Genomic DNA, 19,679 nt, shown 5'->3' with positions numbered 1-19,679 from the left:
CCTGCCTGCCTCGAATCAGGCCTTGGCTTCTTCTTCCACCGGCCCATGCATGCGATCGCGACGGGCCAGGGTCGGGAACAGTTTTATCCACACCCCGGTCACCAGCAGGGTGCCGACTCCGCCCAGCACTACCGCCGGCACGGTGCCGAACCAGTGGGCGGTGAGCCCGGACTCGAATTCGCCGAGCTGGTTGGAGGCGCCGATAAACAGGCCATTGACGGCGCTGACCCGGCCACGCATTTCGTCCGGGGTTTCCAGCTGCACGAAGGAAGCGCGGATCACCATGCTGATCATGTCCGCCGCGCCCAGCACCACCAGCACCGCAAGCGAGAACCAGAACGAGGTCGACAGGCCGAAGGCGATGGTGGCGACGCCGAATACGCCGACGGCGCTGAACATCACCCGGCCGACATGGCGGTCGACGGCAAAGCGCGCCAGCCACAGCGACATCAGCAGTGCCCCCACCGCCGGCGCCGAGCGCAGCAAGCCCAGGCCCCAGGCGCCGGTGAGCAGGATGTCCTTGGCGAACACCGGCAGCAGCGCGGTGGCGCCGCCCAGCAATACGGCGAACAGGTCCAGGGAGATCGCCCCGAGAATGTCCGGGCGGCTGCGAATGAAGCGCACCCCGGCGAGCAACGAGTCCAGGGTGGCCTTGCCTTTGTTCAGCGGCGTCTGCCGCGCGGGCAGGTTGAGCATCAGGCAGCAGGCGATCACATACAGCAGCACGGTCGGGCCATAGACCCACACGCTGCCAAAGGCGTAGAGCAGGCCGCCGAGGGCCGGCGCGACGATGGTCGCCGATTGCTGGGCGGACTGGGCCGCCGCCACGGCGCGCGGGAACAGCGCGCTGGGCACGATGCTCGGCAGCAGCGCCTGGGTGGTCGGCATCTCGAAGGAGCGGGCGGCGCCCAGCAGGAACGCGAGGATGAAGATCATCTCGCGAGTGACGTTGTGGGTGGCGCTGCCGATGGCCAGGGACAGGGCGATCAGCGCCTGCAGCGACTGGCAGATGGCTGCCACCTTGCGCCGGTCATAGCGGTCGGCCACATGCCCGGTGTGCAGCATGAACAGCACCCGCGGCGCGAACTCCACCAGCCCGACCAGGCCCAGGTCGAGCACGTTGCCGGTCAGTTGGTAGAGGTTCCAGCCGATGGCCACGGTGAGCATCTGGAAGCCGCTGGCGGTGAAGATCCGCGCCAGCCAGAAAGCAATGAACGGACGGTGATGGCGAAGCAGCAGAGGGTCTTGGCTGGGCATCTGAAAGGCAGGTCTGGGCGTTGAGTAGGGCGAGGTTATCACCAAGGTGTAACCAATAGTTGCAGAATCGTTAGCCCCGCATCTATCCCGGTTATTCGAAATAGCCCAATCCCTGTAGCCGCTGCCGCAGGCTGCGATAAGGGCCGAAGGACCTTCGACGGAGCAGAAATCGCCACGACCGTTCCGGTCGATCGCAGCCTGCGGCAGCGGCTACAGGGAGAGCAAAACTTCGGGGAAACCCCGTGCTTGACGTGGTGAGGCAACCTGTCACGCGACAAAAGACCACACAAACCAACGGCGAAAATGCGACTACTCTTTCAACGTTGATTGATCCAGATCAAAACCTTTTCCAAGGTTGGGTCTGGTGGCCAGATGGCCAGACTCCCTGCGTTGCGATGGGTTTAAAAAGAACGAATTCGAATTCGCCACACTCCAGATCCGTGGGGGCAGTGGGTGCAGGCCTCCAGCCGGCAGCCGGTATTACCTGACAGAGGAAAGCTTATGTTCGGTTTGGAGGCACTAGATCTCGCCCGAATTCAGTTCGCGTTCACTATCTCGTTCCACATCCTGTTCCCCGCCATTACCATCGGTCTGGCGAGTTACCTGGCGGTGCTCGAAGGTTTGTGGCTCAAGACCCGCGACGATACCTACCGTGACCTGTACCACTTCTGGTCGAAGATCTTCGCCGTCAACTTCGGCATGGGGGTGGTCTCGGGCCTGGTCATGGCCTACCAGTTCGGCACCAACTGGAGTCGCTTCTCCGATTTTGCCGGCGCCGTTACCGGGCCGCTGCTGACCTATGAAGTGCTCACCGCATTCTTCCTCGAAGCCGGTTTCCTCGGGGTCATGCTGTTCGGCTGGAACCGGGTCGGGCGCAAGCTGCACTTCTTCTCCACGGTGATGGTGGCCATCGGTACGCTGATTTCGACCTTCTGGATTCTCTCGTCCAATAGCTGGATGCAGACCCCGCAAGGCTACGAAATCATCGACGGCCGCGTGATTCCGGTGGACTGGCTGGCGGTGGTGTTCAACCCGTCGTTCCCGTACCGCCTGGCGCATATGGCCACGGCGGCCTTTGTCGCCACCGCGTTCTTCGTCGGTTCGTCCGCTGCCTGGCACCTGCTGCGCGGCCGTGACAACCCGGCGATCCGCCGCATGCTCTCGATGGCGATGTGGATGGCCCTGATCGTCGCGCCGATCCAGGCCGTGATCGGCGACTTCCACGGCCTCAACACCCTCAAGCACCAGCCGGCGAAAATCGCCGCGATCGAAGGGCACTGGGAAAACGTCGGTAACGAGCCGACTCCGCTGATCCTGTTCGGCTGGCCGGACATGAAGGCAGAAAAGACCAAGTTCGCCGTCGAGATCCCGTATCTGGGCAGCCTCATCCTCACCCACTCGCTGGACAAGCAGGTGCCGGCGCTCAAGGAGTTCCCGCCGCAAGACCGGCCGAATTCGACCATCGTATTCTGGTCGTTCCGGATCATGGTCGGCCTGGGCATGCTGATGATCCTCACCGGCCTGTGGAGCCTGTGGCTGCGCAAGCGTGACCGCATCTACCAGAACCGCGCGTTCCTGTACCTGGCATTGTGGATGGGCCCATCCGGGCTGATCGCGATCCTCGCCGGCTGGTTCACCACCGAGATCGGCCGCCAGCCGTGGGTGGTCTACGGGCTGATGCGCACCGCGGATGCGTCTTCTGGACATAGCCTGACGCAGATGAGCATTACCCTGGCGCTGTTTGTCGTGGTGTATTTCGCGCTGTTCGGGGCAGGCCTGGGCTACATGATGCGCCTGGTGCGCAAGGGGCCGAAGACCAACGAAGGCACGGAAGTCAGCCACGGTGGTCCTGGCCAGAAACGCACGCCGGCCCGTCCGCTGTCGGCCGCCGACGACGATGCCGAAGACAACGGCACCAGCCTGAACAAGGGGAATTGAGTCATGGGTATCGATCTTCCGCTGATCTGGGCCGTGATCATCATCTTCGGCATCATGATGTACGTGGTCATGGACGGGTTCGACCTGGGGATCGGGATTCTCTTCCCGTTCGTCAAGGACTCCCGCGACCGTGACGTGATGATGAACACCGTCGCCCCGGTCTGGGACGGCAACGAAACCTGGCTGGTGCTGGGCGGTGCCGCGCTGTTCGGCGCCTTCCCGCTGGCCTATTCGGTGGTGCTCTCGGCGCTGTACATGCCGCTGATCCTGATGCTCATCGGCCTGATCTTCCGCGGCGTGGCCTTCGAGTTCCGCTTCAAGGCCAAGGAAGCCAAGCGCCACATCTGGGACAAGGCCTTCATTGGCGGCTCGGTGGCGGCGACTTTCTTCCAGGGCTTGGCGCTGGGTGCCTTCATCGATGGCCTGCCGGTGGTCGACCGCCAGTACGCCGGCGGTTCGCTGGACTGGTTCACGCCGTTCACCCTGTTCTGCGGCGGCGCGCTGGTGGTGGCCTATGCCTTGCTCGGCTGCACCTGGCTGATCATGAAGACCGAAGGCAAGCTGCAGGAGCAGATGCATGACCTGGCGCGGCCGTTGGCTTTCGTGCTGCTGGCGGTGATCGGTGTCGTCAGTATCTGGACGCCGCTGGCCCACCCGGAAATCGCCTCGCGCTGGTTCACCCTGCCGAACCTGTTCTGGTTCCTGCCGGTGCCGATCCTGGTGCTGGTGACCCTGTACGGCCTGCTGCGCGCGGTGGCCCGCAATGCTCACTACACGCCGTTCCTGCTGACCCTGGTGCTGATCTTCCTCGGCTACAGCGGCCTGGGCATCAGCCTGTGGCCGAACATCGTGCCGCCGTCGATCTCGATCTGGGACGCCGCCGCGCCGCCGCAAAGCCAGGGCTTCATGCTGGTGGGCACGCTGTTCATCATCCCGTTCATCCTGGGTTACACCTTCTGGAGCTATTACGTGTTCCGCGGCAAGGTCACCCACGAAGACGGTTACCACTAGTCAATGCGCCGCTCCCCGTGCGGGAGCGGACCTGCTCGCGATGGCGCCCCGAGCGACGCCATCGTCTCCATTCCGAGAGGAGTATTCGATGATGGCTGGTAAACCCACGTTGCAGGAAATCGAAGAAGCCGAGAAGAAACCGCTCTGGCAGCGCCTGGGCTGGCTCGCCGGGATCTGGGTCGGCAGCGTGCTCGCGCTGTTTATCGTCGCCAGCCTGATGCGCATGTTCATGAACGCCGCGGGCCTGACCACGCACTGATTTTCACCACCGCTCATCCCATCCCGTTGCCTTGCGGCACGGTTTTATAGCCCTCCTCTGGAGGGTTTTTTTTGGCCTGGGGTTTTATAAGAGAAAGGGGGCTGGCGATGGCCGTGCAGTCGACCGCGAATGGGGCGGCTGCCGGGGGGATTATTTGCGCGCCTTGAGAATCACGAACTTGGGCGTGGCGGCCACTTGCTCGACGCCGCGGAACAGCCGCGCCAGCTTGCTGTGATAGCCCAGGTGGCGGTTGCCGACGATGTACAGCGCGCCGCCCACCACCAGGGCTTCGCGGGCCTGCTGGAACATGCGCCAGGCGAGGAAGTCGCCGACCACCTGCTGCTGGTGGAAGGGCGGGTTGCACAGCACCACGTCCAGCGACTGCGGTTCCTGCCCGGCCAGGCCGTCACCGGCGCGCACGGTCACTTCGCGCTGGCCCAGGGTCGCGCGCCAGTTCTCCAGGGCCGACTGCACGGCCATGAAGGATTCGTCCACCAGGGTGTAATGGGCGTCGGGGTTGTGCAGGGCGCTGGCGATGGCCAGCACGCCGTTGCCGCACCCCAGGTCCGCGACCCGGGCCTTCCCGAGGTTTTTCGGCAGGTACGGGAGGAAGGCGCGGGTGCCAATGTCCAGGCCTTCGCGGCAGAACACGTTGGCATGGTTGAGCAGCTCGATGGCGGGCTCGTCGAGCTTGTAGCGGGTCGGGTAAGGCGAAACCGCCGGGGTTTTCGCCTCCGGCGTGGCGATCAGCAAACGGGCCTTTTTCACCGCCAGCGAGGCTTGTACCGGACCGATGTAGCGTTCCAACAGGTCGCCGGCGGCCCGTGGCAGGTGCTTGACCATCGCCGCTGCCACCACCTGGGCGCCCGGGGCCAGTTGGCCTTGCAGGCGGATCAGCTGTTCTTCCAGCAGGGCCAGGGTCTTGGGCACGCGGATCAATACGCGGTCGAACGGCCCGGTCAACGGCTCGCTGGCCGGTACCACTGTTACGGCGTCGAATGGCCGGCCATTGCGCACCAGGTTTTTCTCCAGCGCCAGCGCGCCGAGAAACGAGTCGCCGCTGCTGTGCACCTGTACGCGCCCGACCAGGCTGGCCGCCAGCGCGCCGAAACTGTCGTTGAGCACCAGCACCCGGGTGTCCGCCGTCGGCTGCTGTTCGGCCAGGTGATTGAGCAGGTACTCGTCCGCCGCGTCGAAAGCTTGCAGGGGCTCGTTCTGTTGTTCGGGCTGGCGGATCAGGTCGAGCTGGGCGAAGGGGCTTTCGAGCAGGGGCATGGGACGGACTCTTGGTAATCGGTGAATGTCCTGCCGGCGGGAGGGGCGCGATGCGGGCTGGACCGTTCGGGCAGGTGGCGCGCAGGCCGCGTGGCAGGTGCCCGAAGAGGGGCCAATGGTACGTTTTTTTGCGCTCGATTGCCCGCGCTCTATGCCATTACAAACCACCGGTGTTTCTGCCGCGCGCTTTGCGGGACACTAAGGGCATTCGCTTATTGGAGCCTGCCATGACTGCCAGTGCAGAAAAATACACGCGCCAGACCTTGCTCGACGTCCAGCCCCTGACTCCCAGCCTGTTTACCCTGCGTGCCACGCGGGACGCGGGTTTTCGCTTTCGCGCCGGGCAATTCGCCCGCCTGGGGGTGACCAAGGCCGATGGCAGCACGGTGTGGCGCGCGTACTCCATGGTGTCTTCTCCCTTCGACGAGTTTCTTGAGTTCTTCTCCATTGTCGTGCCCGGCGGCGAGTTCACCAGCGAGCTGAGCCGGCTGGGGGAGGGCGATACCCTGATGGTGGACCGGCAGGCGTTCGGTTATCTGACCCTGGACCGTTTCGTCGATGGTCGCGACCTCTGGTTGCTGTCCACCGGCACCGGGATCGCGCCTTTTGTTTCGATCCTGCAGGACTTCGAAGTCTGGGAGAAATTCGAGCGGATCATCCTGGTCTACAGCGTGCGCGAAGCCAAGGAGCTGGCTTATCAGCAATTGCTGGCCGAGCTGAGGGAGCGCGATTATCTGGCGGAAGTTGCCCACAAGCTGCAAGTCATCACCACGGTGACCCGTGAACAGCATCCGGGCAGCCTCAACGGGCGGATCACCCATCTGATCGAGAGCGGCGAACTGGAACGGGTCGCTGGCGTGCCCCTGAGCGCCGAGCACTCGCGAGTGATGCTCTGCGGCAACCCACAGATGATCGACGACACCCGCGCCTTGCTCAAACAACGGGATATGCACCTGAGCCTGACCCGGCGGCCCGGGCAGGTGGCGGTGGAAAACTACTGGTAAAAAAATGGCGCCGCCTGCATGACTGGCAGGGGGCGCCGTTTTGTTGCGGCAGGAGTCTCAGGGCTTGTTGTTCTGCGCCTTGAGCAGGTCGCGGATCTCCCCCAGCAGCTCTTCTTCCTTGGTCGGGACCGGCGGCAGGGTGGGCGCCACGGCCTCTTCGCGCTTCAGGCGGTTGATCGCCTTCACACCCATGAAGATGGCAAAGGCAACGATGATGAAGTCGATCAGGCTCTGGATGAATTTGCCGTAGGCCAGCACCACGGCCGGCGTCTCGCCGACAGCTTCCTTGAGCGTGATCGCCAGATCACTGAAGTCCACCCCACCGATCAGCAAGCCGATTGGCGGCATGACTACATCGCCAACAAACGACGAGACGATCTTGCCGAATGCGGCGCCGATGATAATACCGACGGCCATGTCGACCACATTACCTTTGACCGCGAAGGCCTTGAACTCACTTAGCACGCCCATAGGTTATTCCTTGTTACAGATGAGGTTGGTGAACGCAGTGTAATTCAGCACAAGGTATCTTGCTTGCAACAACTGCTTACAGCGTTCGCAGTTATCGACCGAGTTAACGGCAAATAGTTTACAAAGTGCCATCAATCGCGCGCGAAATACCCGCGCTTGCTCTTAGATACCAGAATGTTTTTTCAATCAGACTGTTGCGACTTTTCTATTTAGAGTTCGACTCTTTGGTCACTAGCCTCTGACAGGCGCACCTGGATGCGTTCGATTAAAACCAGAGGAATAAAACATGACCATGATCATTGGCCTTGGGAGTTTTTCCCAACGACGCGTATTGGGCGTACTCGCCGCCAGTATGCTTTCTCTTTCCGTACAGGCCGCCACTCTGACCCGCGATAACGGGGCCGCGGTGGGCGATAACCAGAACTCGCAGACCGCGGGCGCTACCGGACCGGTATTGCTGCAGGATGTGCAGTTGATCCAGAAGCTCCAGCGTTTCGATCGCGAGCGCATTCCAGAGCGGGTGGTGCATGCCCGTGGTACCGGTGCCCATGGTTCCTTCACCGTGACCGACAGCCTGAGCGACCTGACCAAGGCCAAGGTATTCGCCGCCGGCCAGGTAACACCGGTATTCGTGCGTTTTTCCGCGGTAGTGCATGGCAACCACTCGCCGGAGACCCTGCGTGACCCGCGCGGTTTTGCCACCAAGTTCTATACCGCCGATGGTAACTGGGACCTGGTCGGCAACAACTTCCCGACTTTCTTTATTCGCGACGCGATCAAATTCCCGGACATGGTGCATGCGTTCAAACCTGACCCGCGCACCAACCTGGATGACGATTCCCGGCGCTTCGACTTCTTCTCCCATGTTCCGGAAGCCACCCGGACCCTGACCGAGCTGTATTCCAATTCCGGCACTCCGGCCAGTTACCGGGAAATGGACGGTAACGGCGTGCACGCCTACAAGTTGGTGAATGCCAAGGGCGAAGTGCATTACGTGAAGTTTCACTGGAAGAGTTTGCAGGGCATCAACAACCTCGATCCCAAACAAGTGGTCGAGGTGCAGGGGCGTGATTACAGCCATATGACCAATGATCTGGTGACGCATATCAACAAGGGCGACTTCCCGAAATGGGACCTGTATGTCCAGGTCCTGAAGCCGGAAGATCTGGCCAAGTTCGATTTCGACCCGCTGGATGCCACCAAGATCTGGCCGGGCGTGCCTGAGCGCAAGGTCGGGCAGATGGTGCTCAACCGCAACCCGGCCAACGTGTTCCAGGAAACCGAACAGGTGGCCATGGCCCCGGCCAACCTGGTGCCGGGCATCGAGCCGTCGGAAGACCGCCTGCTGCAAGGCCGGGTGTTCTCCTATGCCGATACCCAGCTGTACCGCCTGGGCGCCAATGCCCTGCAATTGCCGATCAACGCGCCGAAAGTCGCGGTGAACAATGGCAACCAGGACGGCGCAATGAACAGCGGCAGCACCAGCACCGGCGTGAACTACCAGCCGAGCCGCCTGATGCCGCGTGAAGAGCCGCAAAGCGCGCGTTACAGCCAGCTGGCGCTGAGTGGCAGCACCCAGCAGGCGAAGATCCAGCGCGAGCAGAACTTCAAGCAGGCCGGCGATCTGTATCGTTCGCTGAGCCAGAAGGAGCGTCAGGACCTGATCGAGAACTTCGGTGGCTCCCTGGCGACCACCGATGACGAGAGCAAGCACATCATGCTGTCGTTCCTTTACAAGGCCGATCCGGAGTACGGCACTGGCGTGACCAAGGTGGCCAAGGGCGACCTGGCCCGGGTCAAGGCCCTGGCCGCCAAGCTGTCGGATTGATCCCACCCTGCGTCACGCCCCTGGCGTGACGCTTCCTCTTTATATAGGCGCGAGGCTTGCCCGCGAAAGGCCGCAAAGCGGCCCCAATACCGGTGATGGCGTTCTAGCTGACGAACGTTTGCCCGGGCTGAAGTCATCGCGGGTAAGCCTCGCTCCTACAGAATCTTTGAGACAAGGGAGTCGCACCATGCGCCTGTTCATTTCGCTGCTGCTGGCCGCCTGCTCGCTGGGCGCTCATGCGCAGCAACCGGCCCCCGCGGACCCGGTGGCGGTCAAGGTCCAACTAGAGAATTACTACTTCGATGCGGCCCGTCGCGGCGACGTCGAGATGCTCAATACCTTTATCGAGGCCGGTTATTCCCTCGATACCCAGGACGAGAAGGGCTACACCGCCCTGATCCTCGCGGCATATCACGGCCAGGGGCCGGCGGTGGAGCGTTTGCTGGCCGCCGGTGCCGACGCCTGCGTGCAGGATAAAAGAGGCAACACGGCGCTGATGGGCGCCATTTTCAAGGGCGAAGTGAAGATCGCCCGGCGCTTGCTGGCCACCGACTGCAACCCCGACCAGCGCAACGGCGCCGGCCAGACGGCGGCGATGTACGCCGGGCTGTTCAAGCGGGTGGAGCTGCTCGACGCCCTGGCGACCAAAGGCGCCGACCTGAATGCCGAAGATTCGCTGGGCAACAGCGCCACGCGTCTGGCCGAGGGCGAAATCCGCACGGTGGCGCCGCGCTGATCCGCTCCAGCTGAGCTATCATCGCGGTTTTGCCCGGGGGATCAGATGGCCAAGGCCAAGCGCATGTACGGCTGCACCGAGTGCGGCGCAACCTTTCCCAAATGGGCCGGCCAGTGCGGCGAATGCGGGGCCTGGAACACCCTGACCGAAACCATGGTGGAAAGCGGCGGTGCCGCGGCCCCCAGCGGTCGTACCGGCTGGGCCGGGCAGCAGGCGCAGATCAAGACCCTGGCCGAGGTCAGCGTCGAAGAGATCCCGCGCTTTTCCACGGCTTCCGGCGAGCTGGACCGGGTGCTCGGCGGCGGCCTGGTCGACGGTTCGGTGGTGCTGATCGGCGGCGACCCGGGGATCGGCAAGTCGACCATTCTGTTACAGACCTTGTGCAACATCGCCACCCGCATGCCGGCGCTCTACGTCACAGGCGAAGAATCGCAGCAACAGGTGGCGATGCGCGCCCGGCGCCTGGGCCTGCCCCAGGACCAGCTGCGGGTGATGACCGAAACCTGTATCGAAACCATCATCGCCACGGCCCGGCAGGAGAAGCCCAAGGTCATGGTGATCGACTCGATCCAGACCATCTTCACCGAGCAACTGCAATCGGCCCCCGGCGGTGTTTCCCAGGTGCGCGAAAGCGCGGCGCTGCTGGTGCGCTACGCCAAGCAGAGCGGCACGGCGATCTTCCTGGTGGGCCACGTGACCAAGGAGGGCGCGCTGGCCGGGCCGCGGGTCCTTGAGCACATGGTCGACACCGTGCTGTATTTCGAAGGTGAATCCGACGGCCGCCTGCGCTTGCTGCGGGCGGTGAAGAACCGTTTCGGCGCGGTCAACGAACTGGGCGTGTTCGGCATGACCGACCGCGGCCTGAAAGAAGTTTCCAATCCTTCGGCGATCTTTCTCACCCGTGCCCAGGAAGAAGTCCCGGGCAGCGTGGTCATGGCTACCTGGGAAGGCACCCGGCCGATGCTGGTGGAAGTCCAGGCGCTGGTGGATGACAGCCACCTGGCCAATCCGCGGCGGGTCACCCTGGGCCTGGACCAGAACCGCCTGGCGATGCTGCTGGCGGTACTGCACCGCCACGGCGGCATTCCGACCCACGATCAGGACGTGTTCCTCAACGTCGTCGGCGGGGTCAAGGTGCTGGAAACCGCCTCCGACCTGGCGCTGATGGCGGCGGTAATGTCCAGCCTGCGCAATCGGCCCTTGCCCCACGACTTGCTGGTGTTCGGCGAAGTCGGCCTGTCCGGCGAAGTGCGCCCGGTGCCGAGCGGCCAGGAGCGCCTCAAGGAAGCGGCCAAGCACGGCTTCAAACGGGCCATCGTGCCCAAGGGCAATGCCCCTAAAGAGCCACCGCCGGGCTTGCGAATCATTGCGGTAACCCGTCTGGAGCAGGCGCTGGATGCGCTCTTCGAATGATCCCTTACTGAAAGGAAGCAGTTGATGCGGATGACAGGAGCGGGCCTCGGCGCCCTTGGTTTTACGCTGTTGTGGGCCAGCGGCCTGGCTGTGGCCAGCCAGGAAGATGCGCCGCACGGCTATCGGATCGCCCAGGAACTGCTGGTCGGCGACGGCACGGTGCTCGAGGTGCTGGAAGACCGGCGCATCACCGCGCAACTGCATGCGCAGAGCTGGGGCAGCGGCCTGGACGAGGAAACCTTCGACGAGTCGACGGACAGCGAGCACCAGCCGCAACTGGAGGCTCGGGTGCGCCTGGTGTCGGAGGTCGGCGAAGTGCTGGCCGAGCAGTCCCTGGGCTACCCGCTGGCGAAGGTGGAGAAGGCGCCGCTCAGCGGCCTGCCATACCCGGCGTTTTTCCTCACCGTCGATCAGACGGCCCCAATGGGCAGCTATAGCGGCCCGGCCACGCAGATCCTGGCGCCGACGCAAAGCCGCTTGGAGCCCGTATTGTATCGGGACGAAAACGGGGAGCAGCGCCCGCTGGCGATGGCCCAGACCGGCAAGGCGGCCTGGCAGATCCTTCCATCGGCATCGGGGGCTACCGAGTCGATCGCCCAGGTGTCTTCAGCGCCTGCCAGCGAGGGTGACGATTTTGTGACCACCTACCGGATTTATCGCTGGGTGGACGGGCAGTGGACCGCCGCCAGTCGGCAACAGCCCGGTTATTGGGATATGGAAAGCGAATTCCCCGAGCCCTCGGCGTTCCCCTGAACGGTTGACGGGAAGAGGCGGCGCTCAAACCTCCAGCAGCGCCCCCAGCTCGCGCTCCAGCTCCTGCGGGTCGGCGAGATTCAGTTCGATCAGCCGGCGCAGATGTTCGATCGACTCCAGGTCTATATGCAGGCAGACGAAGCCCAACTGACCGTGATCGTCGTGCGCCAGTCGCACGTCCATGCGTACTTCGGCGTCATCGCTCAAATGGATATCGGCTTCGAACGGCTGGCTTTCGTCCCCCAGCCAGGGATCGGGGCGCTGGATCAGCATGCCCCTGAGCGAGAGATCGACCAACTGCACGGACCAGCGATAAGGACCCTGGCTCAGTTCGGTACGGGCATCGAAGGCGATGCGTTTGAAACGGCGACGATCGGAATGGTGTTCGCTCATGAGCAGCCCCCCTGCATGGTGAAATGACTATAGACCCGGGTTTGCCCAACCCGCTACAGCCAGCGGCGCACCTTGCGGCAATAGTCACGGTAGCGGTCGCCGAACAACTCCAGCAGATGGTGCTCGTCCGGCCGGATCACCGTCAGGTTCATCAGGTAAATCAGCAGCGGCAACAGCAGCCATGGCCACAGGCTGCCGAGCAACAGGGCGATGGCGCAGTAACCCAGGGTGTCGCCGAGATTGATGGGGTTGCGCGAGATTGCGAACGGACCATCGCACAGCAGACGCCGGGGTTCGCCGGCATTGCTGGTGGTGGTGTGCCGTTGCCTGAGACGCCACATCGCCCTGAACGACAGGCCCTGGCCGCCGATAATCAACAGCAGGGCCAGGGTGCGCAGCCAGCCGTTGACCGGGATCGGCAAGGGCACACCGTCGGCAAGCGACAGCGCCGCCACCAGGAACAGTAGATACAGCAGCGGCGGTGACAGCGGCGGTGACAGCGGCGGCCTATTGGGCGGCGCGGGCATGGGCACTCCAGGCGACGAGTCGTTAAAGATGCGACCGCTTTTTCGCTCGGGTGGTTCAGTGCTTCCGCAAACGCTTGCACCGAGGCGGTGCAAAACCTAGGAAAAAACTCAAAAGGACGCTCTAGACCAACGTGGGGGGTGGCCTTTGGGGCCAGTAGCGCTAAACTCGGGATGGCTGTCTTTCTTGTCCACCCTGGCTGGAATAATAAAATGAAAAATAATAATAGCCCGCTACGCCACTTACCCTGGCTGGTGCTGGCAATCGTAGGAGCGTGCGCCCTCGGCGTAGTGGCATTGCGCCGCGGTGAGGCGATCAACGCCTTGTGGATCGTGGTCGCTGCCGTGGCCATCTATCTGGTCGCATACCGTTACTACAGCCTGTTCATCGCTAACAACGTGATGCAGCTCGATGCGCGCCGGGCCACCCCCGCCGTGCTCAACAACGACGGTCTGGACTACGTTCCGACCAACAAGCACATTCTCTTCGGTCACCACTTCGCGGCCATCGCCGGCGCGGGCCCGCTGGTGGGGCCGGTACTGGCGGCGCAGATGGGCTACCTGCCCGGCACGCTCTGGCTGATTGCCGGGGTGGTGCTGGCGGGGGCGGTGCAGGACTTCATGGTCCTGTTCATGTCCACCCGGCGCAACGGCCGTTCCCTGGGCGACATGGTTCGTGAGGAAATGGGCCGGATCCCGGGGACCATCGCGCTGTTCGGCTGCTTCCTGATCATGATCATCATCCTCGCGGTGCTGGCGCTGATCGTGGTCAAGGCCCTGGCCGAAAGCCCGTGGGGCATCTTCACGGTGATGGCGACCATCCCGATCGCGATGTTCATGGGCGTCTACATGCGCTACATCCGCCCGGGCCGCATCGGTGAAATTTCCGTCATCGGCGTGCTCCTGCTGCTGGGCTCGATCTGGCTGGGGGGCCAGATTGCCGCGGATCCCGTGTGGTCCAAGGCCTTCAGCTTCACCGGCGTACAGATCACCTGGATGCTGATCGGCTACGGTTTCGTCGCCGCGGTGCTGCCGGTATGGCTGATCCTGGCGCCTCGCGACTACCTGTCGACCTTCCTCAAGATCGGTACCATCATCGCCCTGGCGATCGGCATCCTGATCACCATGCCCGAGCTGAAAATGCCGGCGCTGACCCAGTTCACCGACGGCACCGGCCCGGTCTGGAAAGGCGGCCTGTTCCCGTTCCTGTTCATCACCATCGCCTGTGGCGCGGTGTCCGGCTTCCACGCGCTGATCTCTTCCGGGACCACGCCGAAGCTGCTGGATAACGAAACCAACGCCCGTTACATCGGTTACGGCGGCATGCTGATGGAGTCCTTCGTGGCCATCATGGCGATGGTTGCCGCTTCGGTGATCGAGCCTGGCGTGTACTTCGCCATGAACAGCCCGGCGGCCATCGTCGGCGGTGACGTGGTCACTGTGGCGCAGACGGTCAGCAGCTGGGGCTTCGCCATCACTCCGGACGCCCTGCAAGCGGTGGCCAAGGACATCGGTGAAACCACCATCCTGGCTCGTGCCGGCGGTGCGCCGACCCTGGCGGTCGGTATCGCGCAGATCCTGCACACGGTGCTGCCGGGCGAGAACACCATGGCGTTCTGGTACCACTTCGCGATCCTGTTCGAAGCGCTGTTCATCCTGACCGCGGTGGACGCCGGTACCCGTGCCGGTCGTTTCATGCTGCAGGACCTGCTGGGTTCCTTCGTGCCGGCACTGAAACGCACCGAGTCCTGGACCGCCAACCTGATCGCCACCGCCGGCTGCGTGGCCCTCTGGGGTTACCTGCTGTACCAGGGCGTGATCGATCCGCTGGGTGGCATCAACACCCTGTGGCCGCTGTTCGGCATCTCCAACCAGATGCTGGCGGGTATCGCGCTGATGCTCGGCACCGTGGTGCTGATCAAGATGAAGCGTCAACGCTACATCTGGGTGACCTTGCTGCCAGCCGCCTGGCTGCTGATCTGCACCACCACCGCGGGCCTCATCAAGCTGTTCGACGCCAACCCGGCAGTCGGTTTCCTGGCCCTGGCCAAGAAGTACAGCGATGCCCTGGCCAATGGTCAGATCCTCGCGCCGGCCAAGGACATCACGCAGATGCAGCACGTGATCTTCAACGCCTACACCAACGCCACGCTGACGGTGCTGTTCCTGCTGGTGGTATTCAGCATCCTGTTCTATGCACTCAAGGTGGGTATTTCCGCCTGGGGTAAAAAAGAACGCACGGATAAAGAATCGCCATTCCATGCACTGCCAGATGCTTGATCGAGGACTGCAATCGTGTTCAATGACCTGAGTCGCCTCGGTAAATACCTCGGTCAGGCCGCGCGCCTGATGGTCGGCATGCCCGACTACGACAACTACGTCGAGCATATGCAGACCAAGCACCCGGACAAGCCGGTGATGTCGTACGAGGCGTTCTTCCGGGAACGCCAGGAAGCACGGTACGGCGGCAAAGCCGGGCCAAAATGCTGTTGAAGCACGATCATTGAGCGACACCCCACTGTAGGAGCCCGGCTTGCCGGCGGTAGCGATCTTCAGGACGCTATCGCCGACTGGCCCGGCTCCTACAGTCTTTTCTGCCCATGGGAGATTTCGTTTTGTTAGCCCCAATCCCCGTCACCGTTCTCAGCGGCTTCCTCGGCGCCGGCAAGACCACCTTGCTGCGTCACCTGCTCAAGGCCGGGCACGGCCTGAAAATCGCCGTGATCGAAAACGAATTCAGCGATGCCGGCATCGACACCCAGTTGCTGGGCGACGAGCCGGTACAAGTGATGACGCTGTCCAATGGCTGCGTCTGCTGCACCATCCACACCGATCTGACCAAGGCGCTGTACCTGTTGCTGGAACGGCTGGACAGCGGCGAGATCACCTTCGACCGGCTGGTGATCGAATGCACCGGGCTGGCCGACCCCGCGCCCGTGGCCCAGACCTTCTTCATCGACGAAGAGCTACGCGAGCGCTATATCCTCGACGGCATCATCACCCTGGTGGACGCCAAGCACGCCGAGCACCACCTGACCCAGACCATCGCCCAGGCCCAGATCGGCTTTGCCGACCGCTTGCTGGTGAGCAAGCGCGACCTGGTGGACGAGCAGACCTTCAACGCGCTGAGCGAGCGCCTGACCCGGATCAACCGCCGTGCGCCGATCCGTGTGGTCGAGCATGGCCGCATCGACCTGGCCGAACTGCTGGATGTGCGTGGCTTCAACCTGAATGCCGACCTGGGTGGCGGAGTCAGCCTGCGTCCGGTGAGCAAGGCGCCCTCCATCGATCGTATTTCCAGCCTGGTGCTGCGCACCGACGCGCCGCTGGATATCGACCGGCTCAGCGAGTTCATGAACGAACTGCTGGAAGAGCACGGCAAGCAACTGCTGCGCTACAAGGGTGTGCTGAACATTGCCGGCGAGCCACGGCGCCTGGTGTTCCAGGGCGTGCTCAAGCTGTACGGTTTCGACTGGGATACCGAATGGACCGAAGGCGAGACACGGGAGAGCGTGATTGTGTTCATTGCCGACGATCTGCCGGAAGAGAAGATCCGTGCCGGGTTCGCCCGGATGGCGGCGCAGTAGTTTCGTTACACATTTGCCACGAGGTCATCGCGAACAAGCCCGCTCCGGTCCGCAGGAGCGAGCGTGCTCGCGAAACGCTGGTTACTGCGAACCCGCGCTGGCCTTGAGCAACCTTTCTTCCAGGTGATCCAGGTGCCCGGTCATCAAGGCGACCGCGGCCTTGACATCACCGTCTTCGATGGCATCGACAATCGCCGCGTGCTCTTGCCAGGCGCAATGGCTGCAGGCGCGGGTTTCATGGTGGGCAATCGCCAGTGACGTCAGCGGCACCAGGCTGCCGAGGAAGTGCGCCAGCGGCGCGTTACCAGCCACTTCCGCCAATTGCAGGTGGAACTCGCCGGACAGACGGATCGCCGGGCCACGCAAGCCGCGGTCGATGCAATCGCGCTCAGCGGCGATCAGCTCCCGCAGACGCTTCAGGTTACGTGGTGCCGATTGCTGGCAGGCGAGCCTGACCAGGGTGATTTCCGTCAGGCGTCGGGCGTGCAGGATCTGCCGCGTCTGTTCATGGTCCGGTGCTGCCACCTGGGGACGGTGGTTGGGCCGCAGGATGATCACCTGCTGGTGGGACAAACGCGCCAAGACCTGGCGAATGATGCTGCGACTGACCCCGAACACTTCGCCGAGGCTGTCCTCAGTGAACCGGCTGGCGGGGGCGATGCGTTGTTCGAGAATGGCATCGAAAATCTGCGGGTAGACATCGTCGACCAGCAGTTTTTTCTCGCCGCTGCGGCGCCGTGGCAGGGCAGCGGGGAGGGGGAATGCAAGTTTGTTCAAGGCGTAGCTGGCCATGGCCTGTCTCCAGTCCGGTTACCGATACGAAAGTGTTGTGCGGCTTAGTTGCCCAGATGGTCGTCCGGGATGTTCAGCTCGATGCCCATGCGCTGGCCTTCCCTGAGGATGTGCCGGCGCATTTCAGCACTGGCCAGCGCGCTGTTCTTGTTACGGATCGCCCGGACCACCGCTTCGTTTTCTTCCAGGCGTTCGGCCAGGTGCTCCGGCGAGTTGCGCAGGATTTCCGCGCTCTGCTTGAGGGCGTTGCTGGTCTGCTGCACCACGTTCTGGAAGATCGGGTTGGAGGTCAGGGTGAACAGTTCTTCATGGAAGGCGATGTAGGCGTTCATTCCGGCTTCGCTGTCGTTGGCGTCCAGGGCTTCGCGCATGTCCATGAGGGTCAGGCGCAACTGGCCCACTTCCTTGCTGCTGATGGACTGCGCCACCAGGCCGACGATGAACGGCTCGAGGGTGTAGCGCAGTTGCAGCACGTCCTCGAGGCTGGCGCCCGCCACGCCGTTGTCCGTTGCCGGTTGTTCGTTGAGGCTGGCCTCCAGCACCACCACGCCTTTGCCGGGCATGGAGCGCACCAGGCCCAGGGTTTCCAGAACAGTCACCGCCTCACGCAGGCTCGGGCGGCTGATGCCCAGTTGCTCGGCCAATTCACGTTGCCCCGGCAGCATGTCGCCGGAGCGCCATTGGCCACGGGCCAAGGCCGCCCGCAGCTTTTCTACCACTGAATTTACAACCGTTGACGAGGTGATCACTGTTCACTCCCTGGAATATGGCGGATGAGGCCCATGGCAGGCGCTGATTGTTGTGCCTGCCGGCGAGAGGTACAAGGCATGCCTCAGAACTCCTGCTGCTGCGCGCCAGGCAGCGGTTTTCGCGGCTGGAAACCATAACCCTGCTGGCCGCTCAGGACTTTGTTGGCCCGTTGAATATCGATGTCTTTTTCCCAGCGGGCGATCGCCACGGTGGCGACGCAGTTGCCGATCAGATTGGTCAGCGCCCGGCCGATGCCCATGAACCAGTCCACCGCCAGCACCAGCACCAGGCCCACCACCGGGATGGCCGGGATTGCCGTCAGGGTGGCGGCCAGGATTACCAGCGCCGAACCGGGAATCCCGTGGGCGCCTTTGGAGGTGATTAGCGACACCAGCAGGATGGTCAGCAGGTCGGACATCGACAGCGGCGTACCGGTGGCATTGGCGATGAAGACGATGGCTAGGGTCAGGTAGATCGAGAACCCGTCGAGGTTGAACGAATAACCCGTCGGGATGACCAGGCCGACCGTGGAGCTGCCGATGCCCAGGTGCTCCAGTTTGCGCATGATCTGTGGCAGTACGGCGTCGGAGGAGGCGGTGCCGAGGACGATCAGCAGCTCTTCGCGCAGGTATTTGAGGAACGGCAGCATGCGCAGGCCGGAACAGCGCATGACCAGCCCGAGAATCACCGCCACGAAGGCGAAGCAGGTCAGGTAGAACAGGCCCACCAGGCTGCCCAGGTGCTGCAGCGAATCCAGGCCGTATTTGCTGGTGGTGAAGGCGATGGCGCCGAACACGCCGATCGGCGCCAGGCGCACGATCATGCCCATGATGCGGAAGATGATGTGGCTGAGTTCGTTGATCAGCCGCGAGATGCCGGAAGCGGCTTCGCCCACCAGGTTCAACGCGCTGCCGAACAGCACGGAGAACAGCAGCACCTGCAGGATGTTGTTTTCGGCGAAGGCGCCCAGTACCGAGTTGGGGATCAGCCCCATCAGGAACTCGGAGGTGCCGTGCATGTGCTGGCTGCGTTGGGCGATGTCGCCCATGTCGGCGGCGGACAGCTGTTCCAGATGGATATTGGCGCCGCTGCCGATGCCGGTGGTGAAGGCGAAGACCAGGCCGATCACCAGGGCGATGGTGGTCAGGACTTCGAAGTAGATGACCGATTTGAGCCCGATGCGTCCGACCTTTTTCAGGTCGCCGGCGCCGGAGATGCCGCTGACCACCACGCAGAAGACGATCAGGCCGATCAGCATCTTGATCAGCTTGATAAAGGCATCGCCCAGTGGCTTGAGTTGCGAGGAGTATTCGGGGAGTGTCAGTCCGCACACGATGCCGAGCATCAGTCCGAGGACTACCTGGAGGAAAATCGAACGCGAGCACCATCTGAGCATGAGGGGAATCCTGGTCGGTGTCCCGGCTGCCGTGCGCGGAGCGCATCAGATTCGGGACTTAATTATTGTGGTCTTACCGGTATGTCCAGTGCAGGCGCAGTCTATGCCCGAGTTTCCCGCGAATACAAGGGCAAATCCGAAAATTGGCATGACCGGTCTGACCAGTGGTGCTGGTTGTGCAGCCGCTGCCGCAGGCTGCGATAAGGCCGAAGGCCTTCAGCGATCCCAAGAGCACGACCACTACGTGGCCGATCGCAGCCTGCGGCAGCGGCTACAGGTCCCGGGCCAGGCA

19 protein-coding genes are annotated in these 19,679 nt (G+C 63.1%); 11 read left to right on the top strand and 8 right to left on the bottom strand.

Annotated elements, in window-relative coordinates:
* Positions 1-15: 15 nt before the first annotated feature.
* A complete protein-coding gene (locus CRO75_RS09525; protein ID WP_062824523.1) occupies positions 16-1,257 on the bottom strand; it encodes an MFS transporter in 1,242 nt (413 codons plus the stop codon).
* Positions 1,258-1,758: 501 nt separating this feature from the next.
* On the opposite strand from CRO75_RS09525, the gene CRO75_RS09520 reads away from it, so the two are divergent.
* The 3 genes from CRO75_RS09520 to CRO75_RS09510 all read left to right on the top strand — a co-directional run bounded on the left by CRO75_RS09520 (position 1,759) and on the right by CRO75_RS09510 (position 4,465).
* Positions 1,759-3,195, top strand: a complete 1,437-nt coding sequence (locus CRO75_RS09520; protein ID WP_097135076.1) for a cytochrome ubiquinol oxidase subunit I — start codon at positions 1,759-1,761, stop codon at positions 3,193-3,195.
* Between the two features lie 3 nt (positions 3,196-3,198).
* Positions 3,199-4,206, top strand: coding sequence for a cytochrome d ubiquinol oxidase subunit II (gene cydB / locus CRO75_RS09515; protein WP_009045736.1), 1,008 nt, complete (start codon positions 3,199-3,201; stop codon positions 4,204-4,206).
* Positions 4,207-4,297: 91 nt separating this feature from the next.
* Positions 4,298-4,465: a DUF2474 domain-containing protein gene (locus tag CRO75_RS09510; protein ID WP_023969448.1), complete on the top strand. Its 168-nt coding sequence runs from the start codon at positions 4,298-4,300 to the stop codon at positions 4,463-4,465.
* A 150-nt stretch (positions 4,466-4,615) separates the two neighbouring features.
* On the opposite strand, the gene CRO75_RS09505 is transcribed toward CRO75_RS09510, so the two are convergent.
* Positions 4,616-5,740: a methyltransferase gene (locus tag CRO75_RS09505; RefSeq protein WP_097135075.1), complete on the bottom strand. Its 1,125-nt coding sequence runs from the start codon at positions 5,738-5,740 to the stop codon at positions 4,616-4,618.
* A gap of 227 nt (positions 5,741-5,967) precedes the next feature.
* Here CRO75_RS09505 and CRO75_RS09500 point away from each other — a divergent pair, with 227 nt between their 5' ends.
* Positions 5,968-6,744 carry a ferredoxin--NADP reductase gene (locus CRO75_RS09500; protein WP_062824526.1) on the top strand — a complete coding sequence of 259 codons (777 nt, stop codon included), beginning with the start codon at positions 5,968-5,970 and terminating at the stop codon, positions 6,742-6,744.
* Between the two features lie 57 nt (positions 6,745-6,801).
* On the opposite strand, the gene mscL is transcribed toward CRO75_RS09500, so the two are convergent.
* Positions 6,802-7,215 (bottom strand): large-conductance mechanosensitive channel protein MscL, encoded by a 414-nt coding sequence (gene mscL, locus CRO75_RS09495; protein ID WP_007930031.1) that lies wholly within the window; start codon positions 7,213-7,215, stop codon positions 6,802-6,804.
* A gap of 286 nt (positions 7,216-7,501) precedes the next feature.
* On the opposite strand from mscL, the gene katB reads away from it, so the two are divergent.
* From katB to CRO75_RS09475, 4 genes are all read left to right on the top strand, one after another.
* Entirely contained in the window at positions 7,502-9,043 is a 1,542-nt protein-coding gene (gene katB, locus CRO75_RS09490) for a catalase KatB (RefSeq protein ID WP_009045732.1), read from the top strand.
* A 187-nt stretch (positions 9,044-9,230) separates the two neighbouring features.
* The gene (locus CRO75_RS09485) at positions 9,231-9,779 is read left to right on the top strand and encodes an ankyrin repeat domain-containing protein (protein ID WP_053262752.1); all 549 of its coding nucleotides are present in this window, start codon (positions 9,231-9,233) and stop codon (positions 9,777-9,779) included.
* A gap of 45 nt (positions 9,780-9,824) precedes the next feature.
* Complete coding sequence (radA, locus tag CRO75_RS09480; protein ID WP_007930034.1) at positions 9,825-11,192, top strand: DNA repair protein RadA; 1,368 nt, start codon at positions 9,825-9,827, stop codon at positions 11,190-11,192.
* Between the two features lie 24 nt (positions 11,193-11,216).
* Positions 11,217-11,945 (top strand): hypothetical protein, encoded by a 729-nt coding sequence (locus CRO75_RS09475; RefSeq protein WP_097135074.1) that lies wholly within the window; start codon positions 11,217-11,219, stop codon positions 11,943-11,945.
* 24 nt (positions 11,946-11,969) lie between these two features.
* Here CRO75_RS09475 and CRO75_RS09470 read toward each other — a convergent pair whose 3' ends face one another.
* Both CRO75_RS09470 and CRO75_RS09465 read right to left on the bottom strand, forming a co-directional pair.
* On the bottom strand, positions 11,970-12,338 hold the full coding sequence (locus tag CRO75_RS09470; RefSeq protein WP_007930036.1) for a PilZ domain-containing protein: 369 nt from the start codon (positions 12,336-12,338) through the stop codon (positions 11,970-11,972).
* Between the two features lie 53 nt (positions 12,339-12,391).
* Positions 12,392-12,865, bottom strand: coding sequence for an isoprenylcysteine carboxylmethyltransferase family protein (locus tag CRO75_RS09465; RefSeq protein ID WP_097135073.1), 474 nt, complete (start codon positions 12,863-12,865; stop codon positions 12,392-12,394).
* 210 nt (positions 12,866-13,075) lie between these two features.
* Here CRO75_RS09465 and CRO75_RS09460 point away from each other — a divergent pair, with 210 nt between their 5' ends.
* The 3 genes from CRO75_RS09460 (at position 13,076) to yjiA (ending at position 16,449) form a co-directional block, all read left to right on the top strand.
* Positions 13,076-15,142, top strand: coding sequence for a carbon starvation CstA family protein (locus CRO75_RS09460; RefSeq protein ID WP_097135072.1), 2,067 nt, complete (start codon positions 13,076-13,078; stop codon positions 15,140-15,142).
* Between the two features lie 15 nt (positions 15,143-15,157).
* Positions 15,158-15,355: a YbdD/YjiX family protein gene (locus CRO75_RS09455; protein WP_007930039.1), complete on the top strand. Its 198-nt coding sequence runs from the start codon at positions 15,158-15,160 to the stop codon at positions 15,353-15,355.
* A 107-nt stretch (positions 15,356-15,462) separates the two neighbouring features.
* Positions 15,463-16,449, top strand: a complete 987-nt coding sequence (gene yjiA / locus CRO75_RS09450; RefSeq protein ID WP_177409738.1) for a GTPase — start codon at positions 15,463-15,465, stop codon at positions 16,447-16,449.
* A gap of 81 nt (positions 16,450-16,530) precedes the next feature.
* Here the strand turns inward: yjiA and CRO75_RS09445 are convergent, their stop codons facing one another.
* From CRO75_RS09445 to CRO75_RS09435, 3 genes are all read right to left on the bottom strand, one after another.
* Positions 16,531-17,241 (bottom strand): GntR family transcriptional regulator, encoded by a 711-nt coding sequence (locus CRO75_RS09445; protein ID WP_097135070.1) that lies wholly within the window; start codon positions 17,239-17,241, stop codon positions 16,531-16,533.
* 44 nt (positions 17,242-17,285) lie between these two features.
* Positions 17,286-17,990 carry a FadR/GntR family transcriptional regulator gene (locus CRO75_RS09440; protein WP_097135069.1) on the bottom strand — a complete coding sequence of 235 codons (705 nt, stop codon included), beginning with the start codon at positions 17,988-17,990 and terminating at the stop codon, positions 17,286-17,288.
* An 83-nt stretch (positions 17,991-18,073) separates the two neighbouring features.
* Positions 18,074-19,387 (bottom strand): C4-dicarboxylate transporter DctA, encoded by a 1,314-nt coding sequence (locus tag CRO75_RS09435; protein ID WP_009045724.1) that lies wholly within the window; start codon positions 19,385-19,387, stop codon positions 18,074-18,076.
* Positions 19,388-19,679 lie beyond the last annotated feature (292 nt).

The sequence above is a fragment of the Pseudomonas sp. LAMO17WK12:I10 genome (assembly GCF_900215185.1).
GTDB classification, from domain to species: domain Bacteria; phylum Pseudomonadota; class Gammaproteobacteria; order Pseudomonadales; family Pseudomonadaceae; genus Aquipseudomonas; species Aquipseudomonas chlororaphis.
The sequence above is the reverse complement of the archived record's forward strand: the minus strand, read 5'-3'. Positions and strand labels throughout refer to the sequence as shown.

Excerpts from the sequence above, each read along its gene's own strand:
- CRO75_RS09435 (WP_009045724.1), bottom strand. The coding sequence starts at position 19,387 with ATGCTCAGATGGTGCTCGCGTTCGATTTTCCTCCAGGTAGTCCTCGGA.
- CRO75_RS09445 (WP_097135070.1), bottom strand. The coding sequence starts at position 17,241 with ATGGCCAGCTACGCCTTGAACAAACTTGCATTCCCCCTCCCCGCTGCC.
- CRO75_RS09475 (WP_097135074.1), top strand. The coding sequence starts at position 11,217 with ATGCGGATGACAGGAGCGGGCCTCGGCGCCCTTGGTTTTACGCTGTTG.
- CRO75_RS09500 (WP_062824526.1), top strand. The coding sequence starts at position 5,968 with ATGACTGCCAGTGCAGAAAAATACACGCGCCAGACCTTGCTCGACGTC.
- radA (WP_007930034.1), top strand. The coding sequence starts at position 9,825 with ATGGCCAAGGCCAAGCGCATGTACGGCTGCACCGAGTGCGGCGCAACC.
- CRO75_RS09505 (WP_097135075.1), bottom strand. The coding sequence starts at position 5,740 with ATGCCCCTGCTCGAAAGCCCCTTCGCCCAGCTCGACCTGATCCGCCAG.
- CRO75_RS09525 (WP_062824523.1), bottom strand. The coding sequence starts at position 1,257 with ATGCCCAGCCAAGACCCTCTGCTGCTTCGCCATCACCGTCCGTTCATT.
- CRO75_RS09520 (WP_097135076.1), top strand. The coding sequence starts at position 1,759 with ATGTTCGGTTTGGAGGCACTAGATCTCGCCCGAATTCAGTTCGCGTTC.
- yjiA (WP_177409738.1), top strand. The coding sequence starts at position 15,463 with ATGGGAGATTTCGTTTTGTTAGCCCCAATCCCCGTCACCGTTCTCAGC.
- CRO75_RS09510 (WP_023969448.1), top strand. The coding sequence starts at position 4,298 with ATGGCTGGTAAACCCACGTTGCAGGAAATCGAAGAAGCCGAGAAGAAA.
- CRO75_RS09470 (WP_007930036.1), bottom strand. The coding sequence starts at position 12,338 with ATGAGCGAACACCATTCCGATCGTCGCCGTTTCAAACGCATCGCCTTC.
- mscL (WP_007930031.1), bottom strand. The coding sequence starts at position 7,215 with ATGGGCGTGCTAAGTGAGTTCAAGGCCTTCGCGGTCAAAGGTAATGTG.
- CRO75_RS09460 (WP_097135072.1), top strand. The coding sequence starts at position 13,076 with ATGAAAAATAATAATAGCCCGCTACGCCACTTACCCTGGCTGGTGCTG.
- cydB (WP_009045736.1), top strand. The coding sequence starts at position 3,199 with ATGGGTATCGATCTTCCGCTGATCTGGGCCGTGATCATCATCTTCGGC.
- CRO75_RS09485 (WP_053262752.1), top strand. The coding sequence starts at position 9,231 with ATGCGCCTGTTCATTTCGCTGCTGCTGGCCGCCTGCTCGCTGGGCGCT.
- CRO75_RS09465 (WP_097135073.1), bottom strand. The coding sequence starts at position 12,865 with ATGCCCGCGCCGCCCAATAGGCCGCCGCTGTCACCGCCGCTGTCACCG.
- katB (WP_009045732.1), top strand. The coding sequence starts at position 7,502 with ATGACCATGATCATTGGCCTTGGGAGTTTTTCCCAACGACGCGTATTG.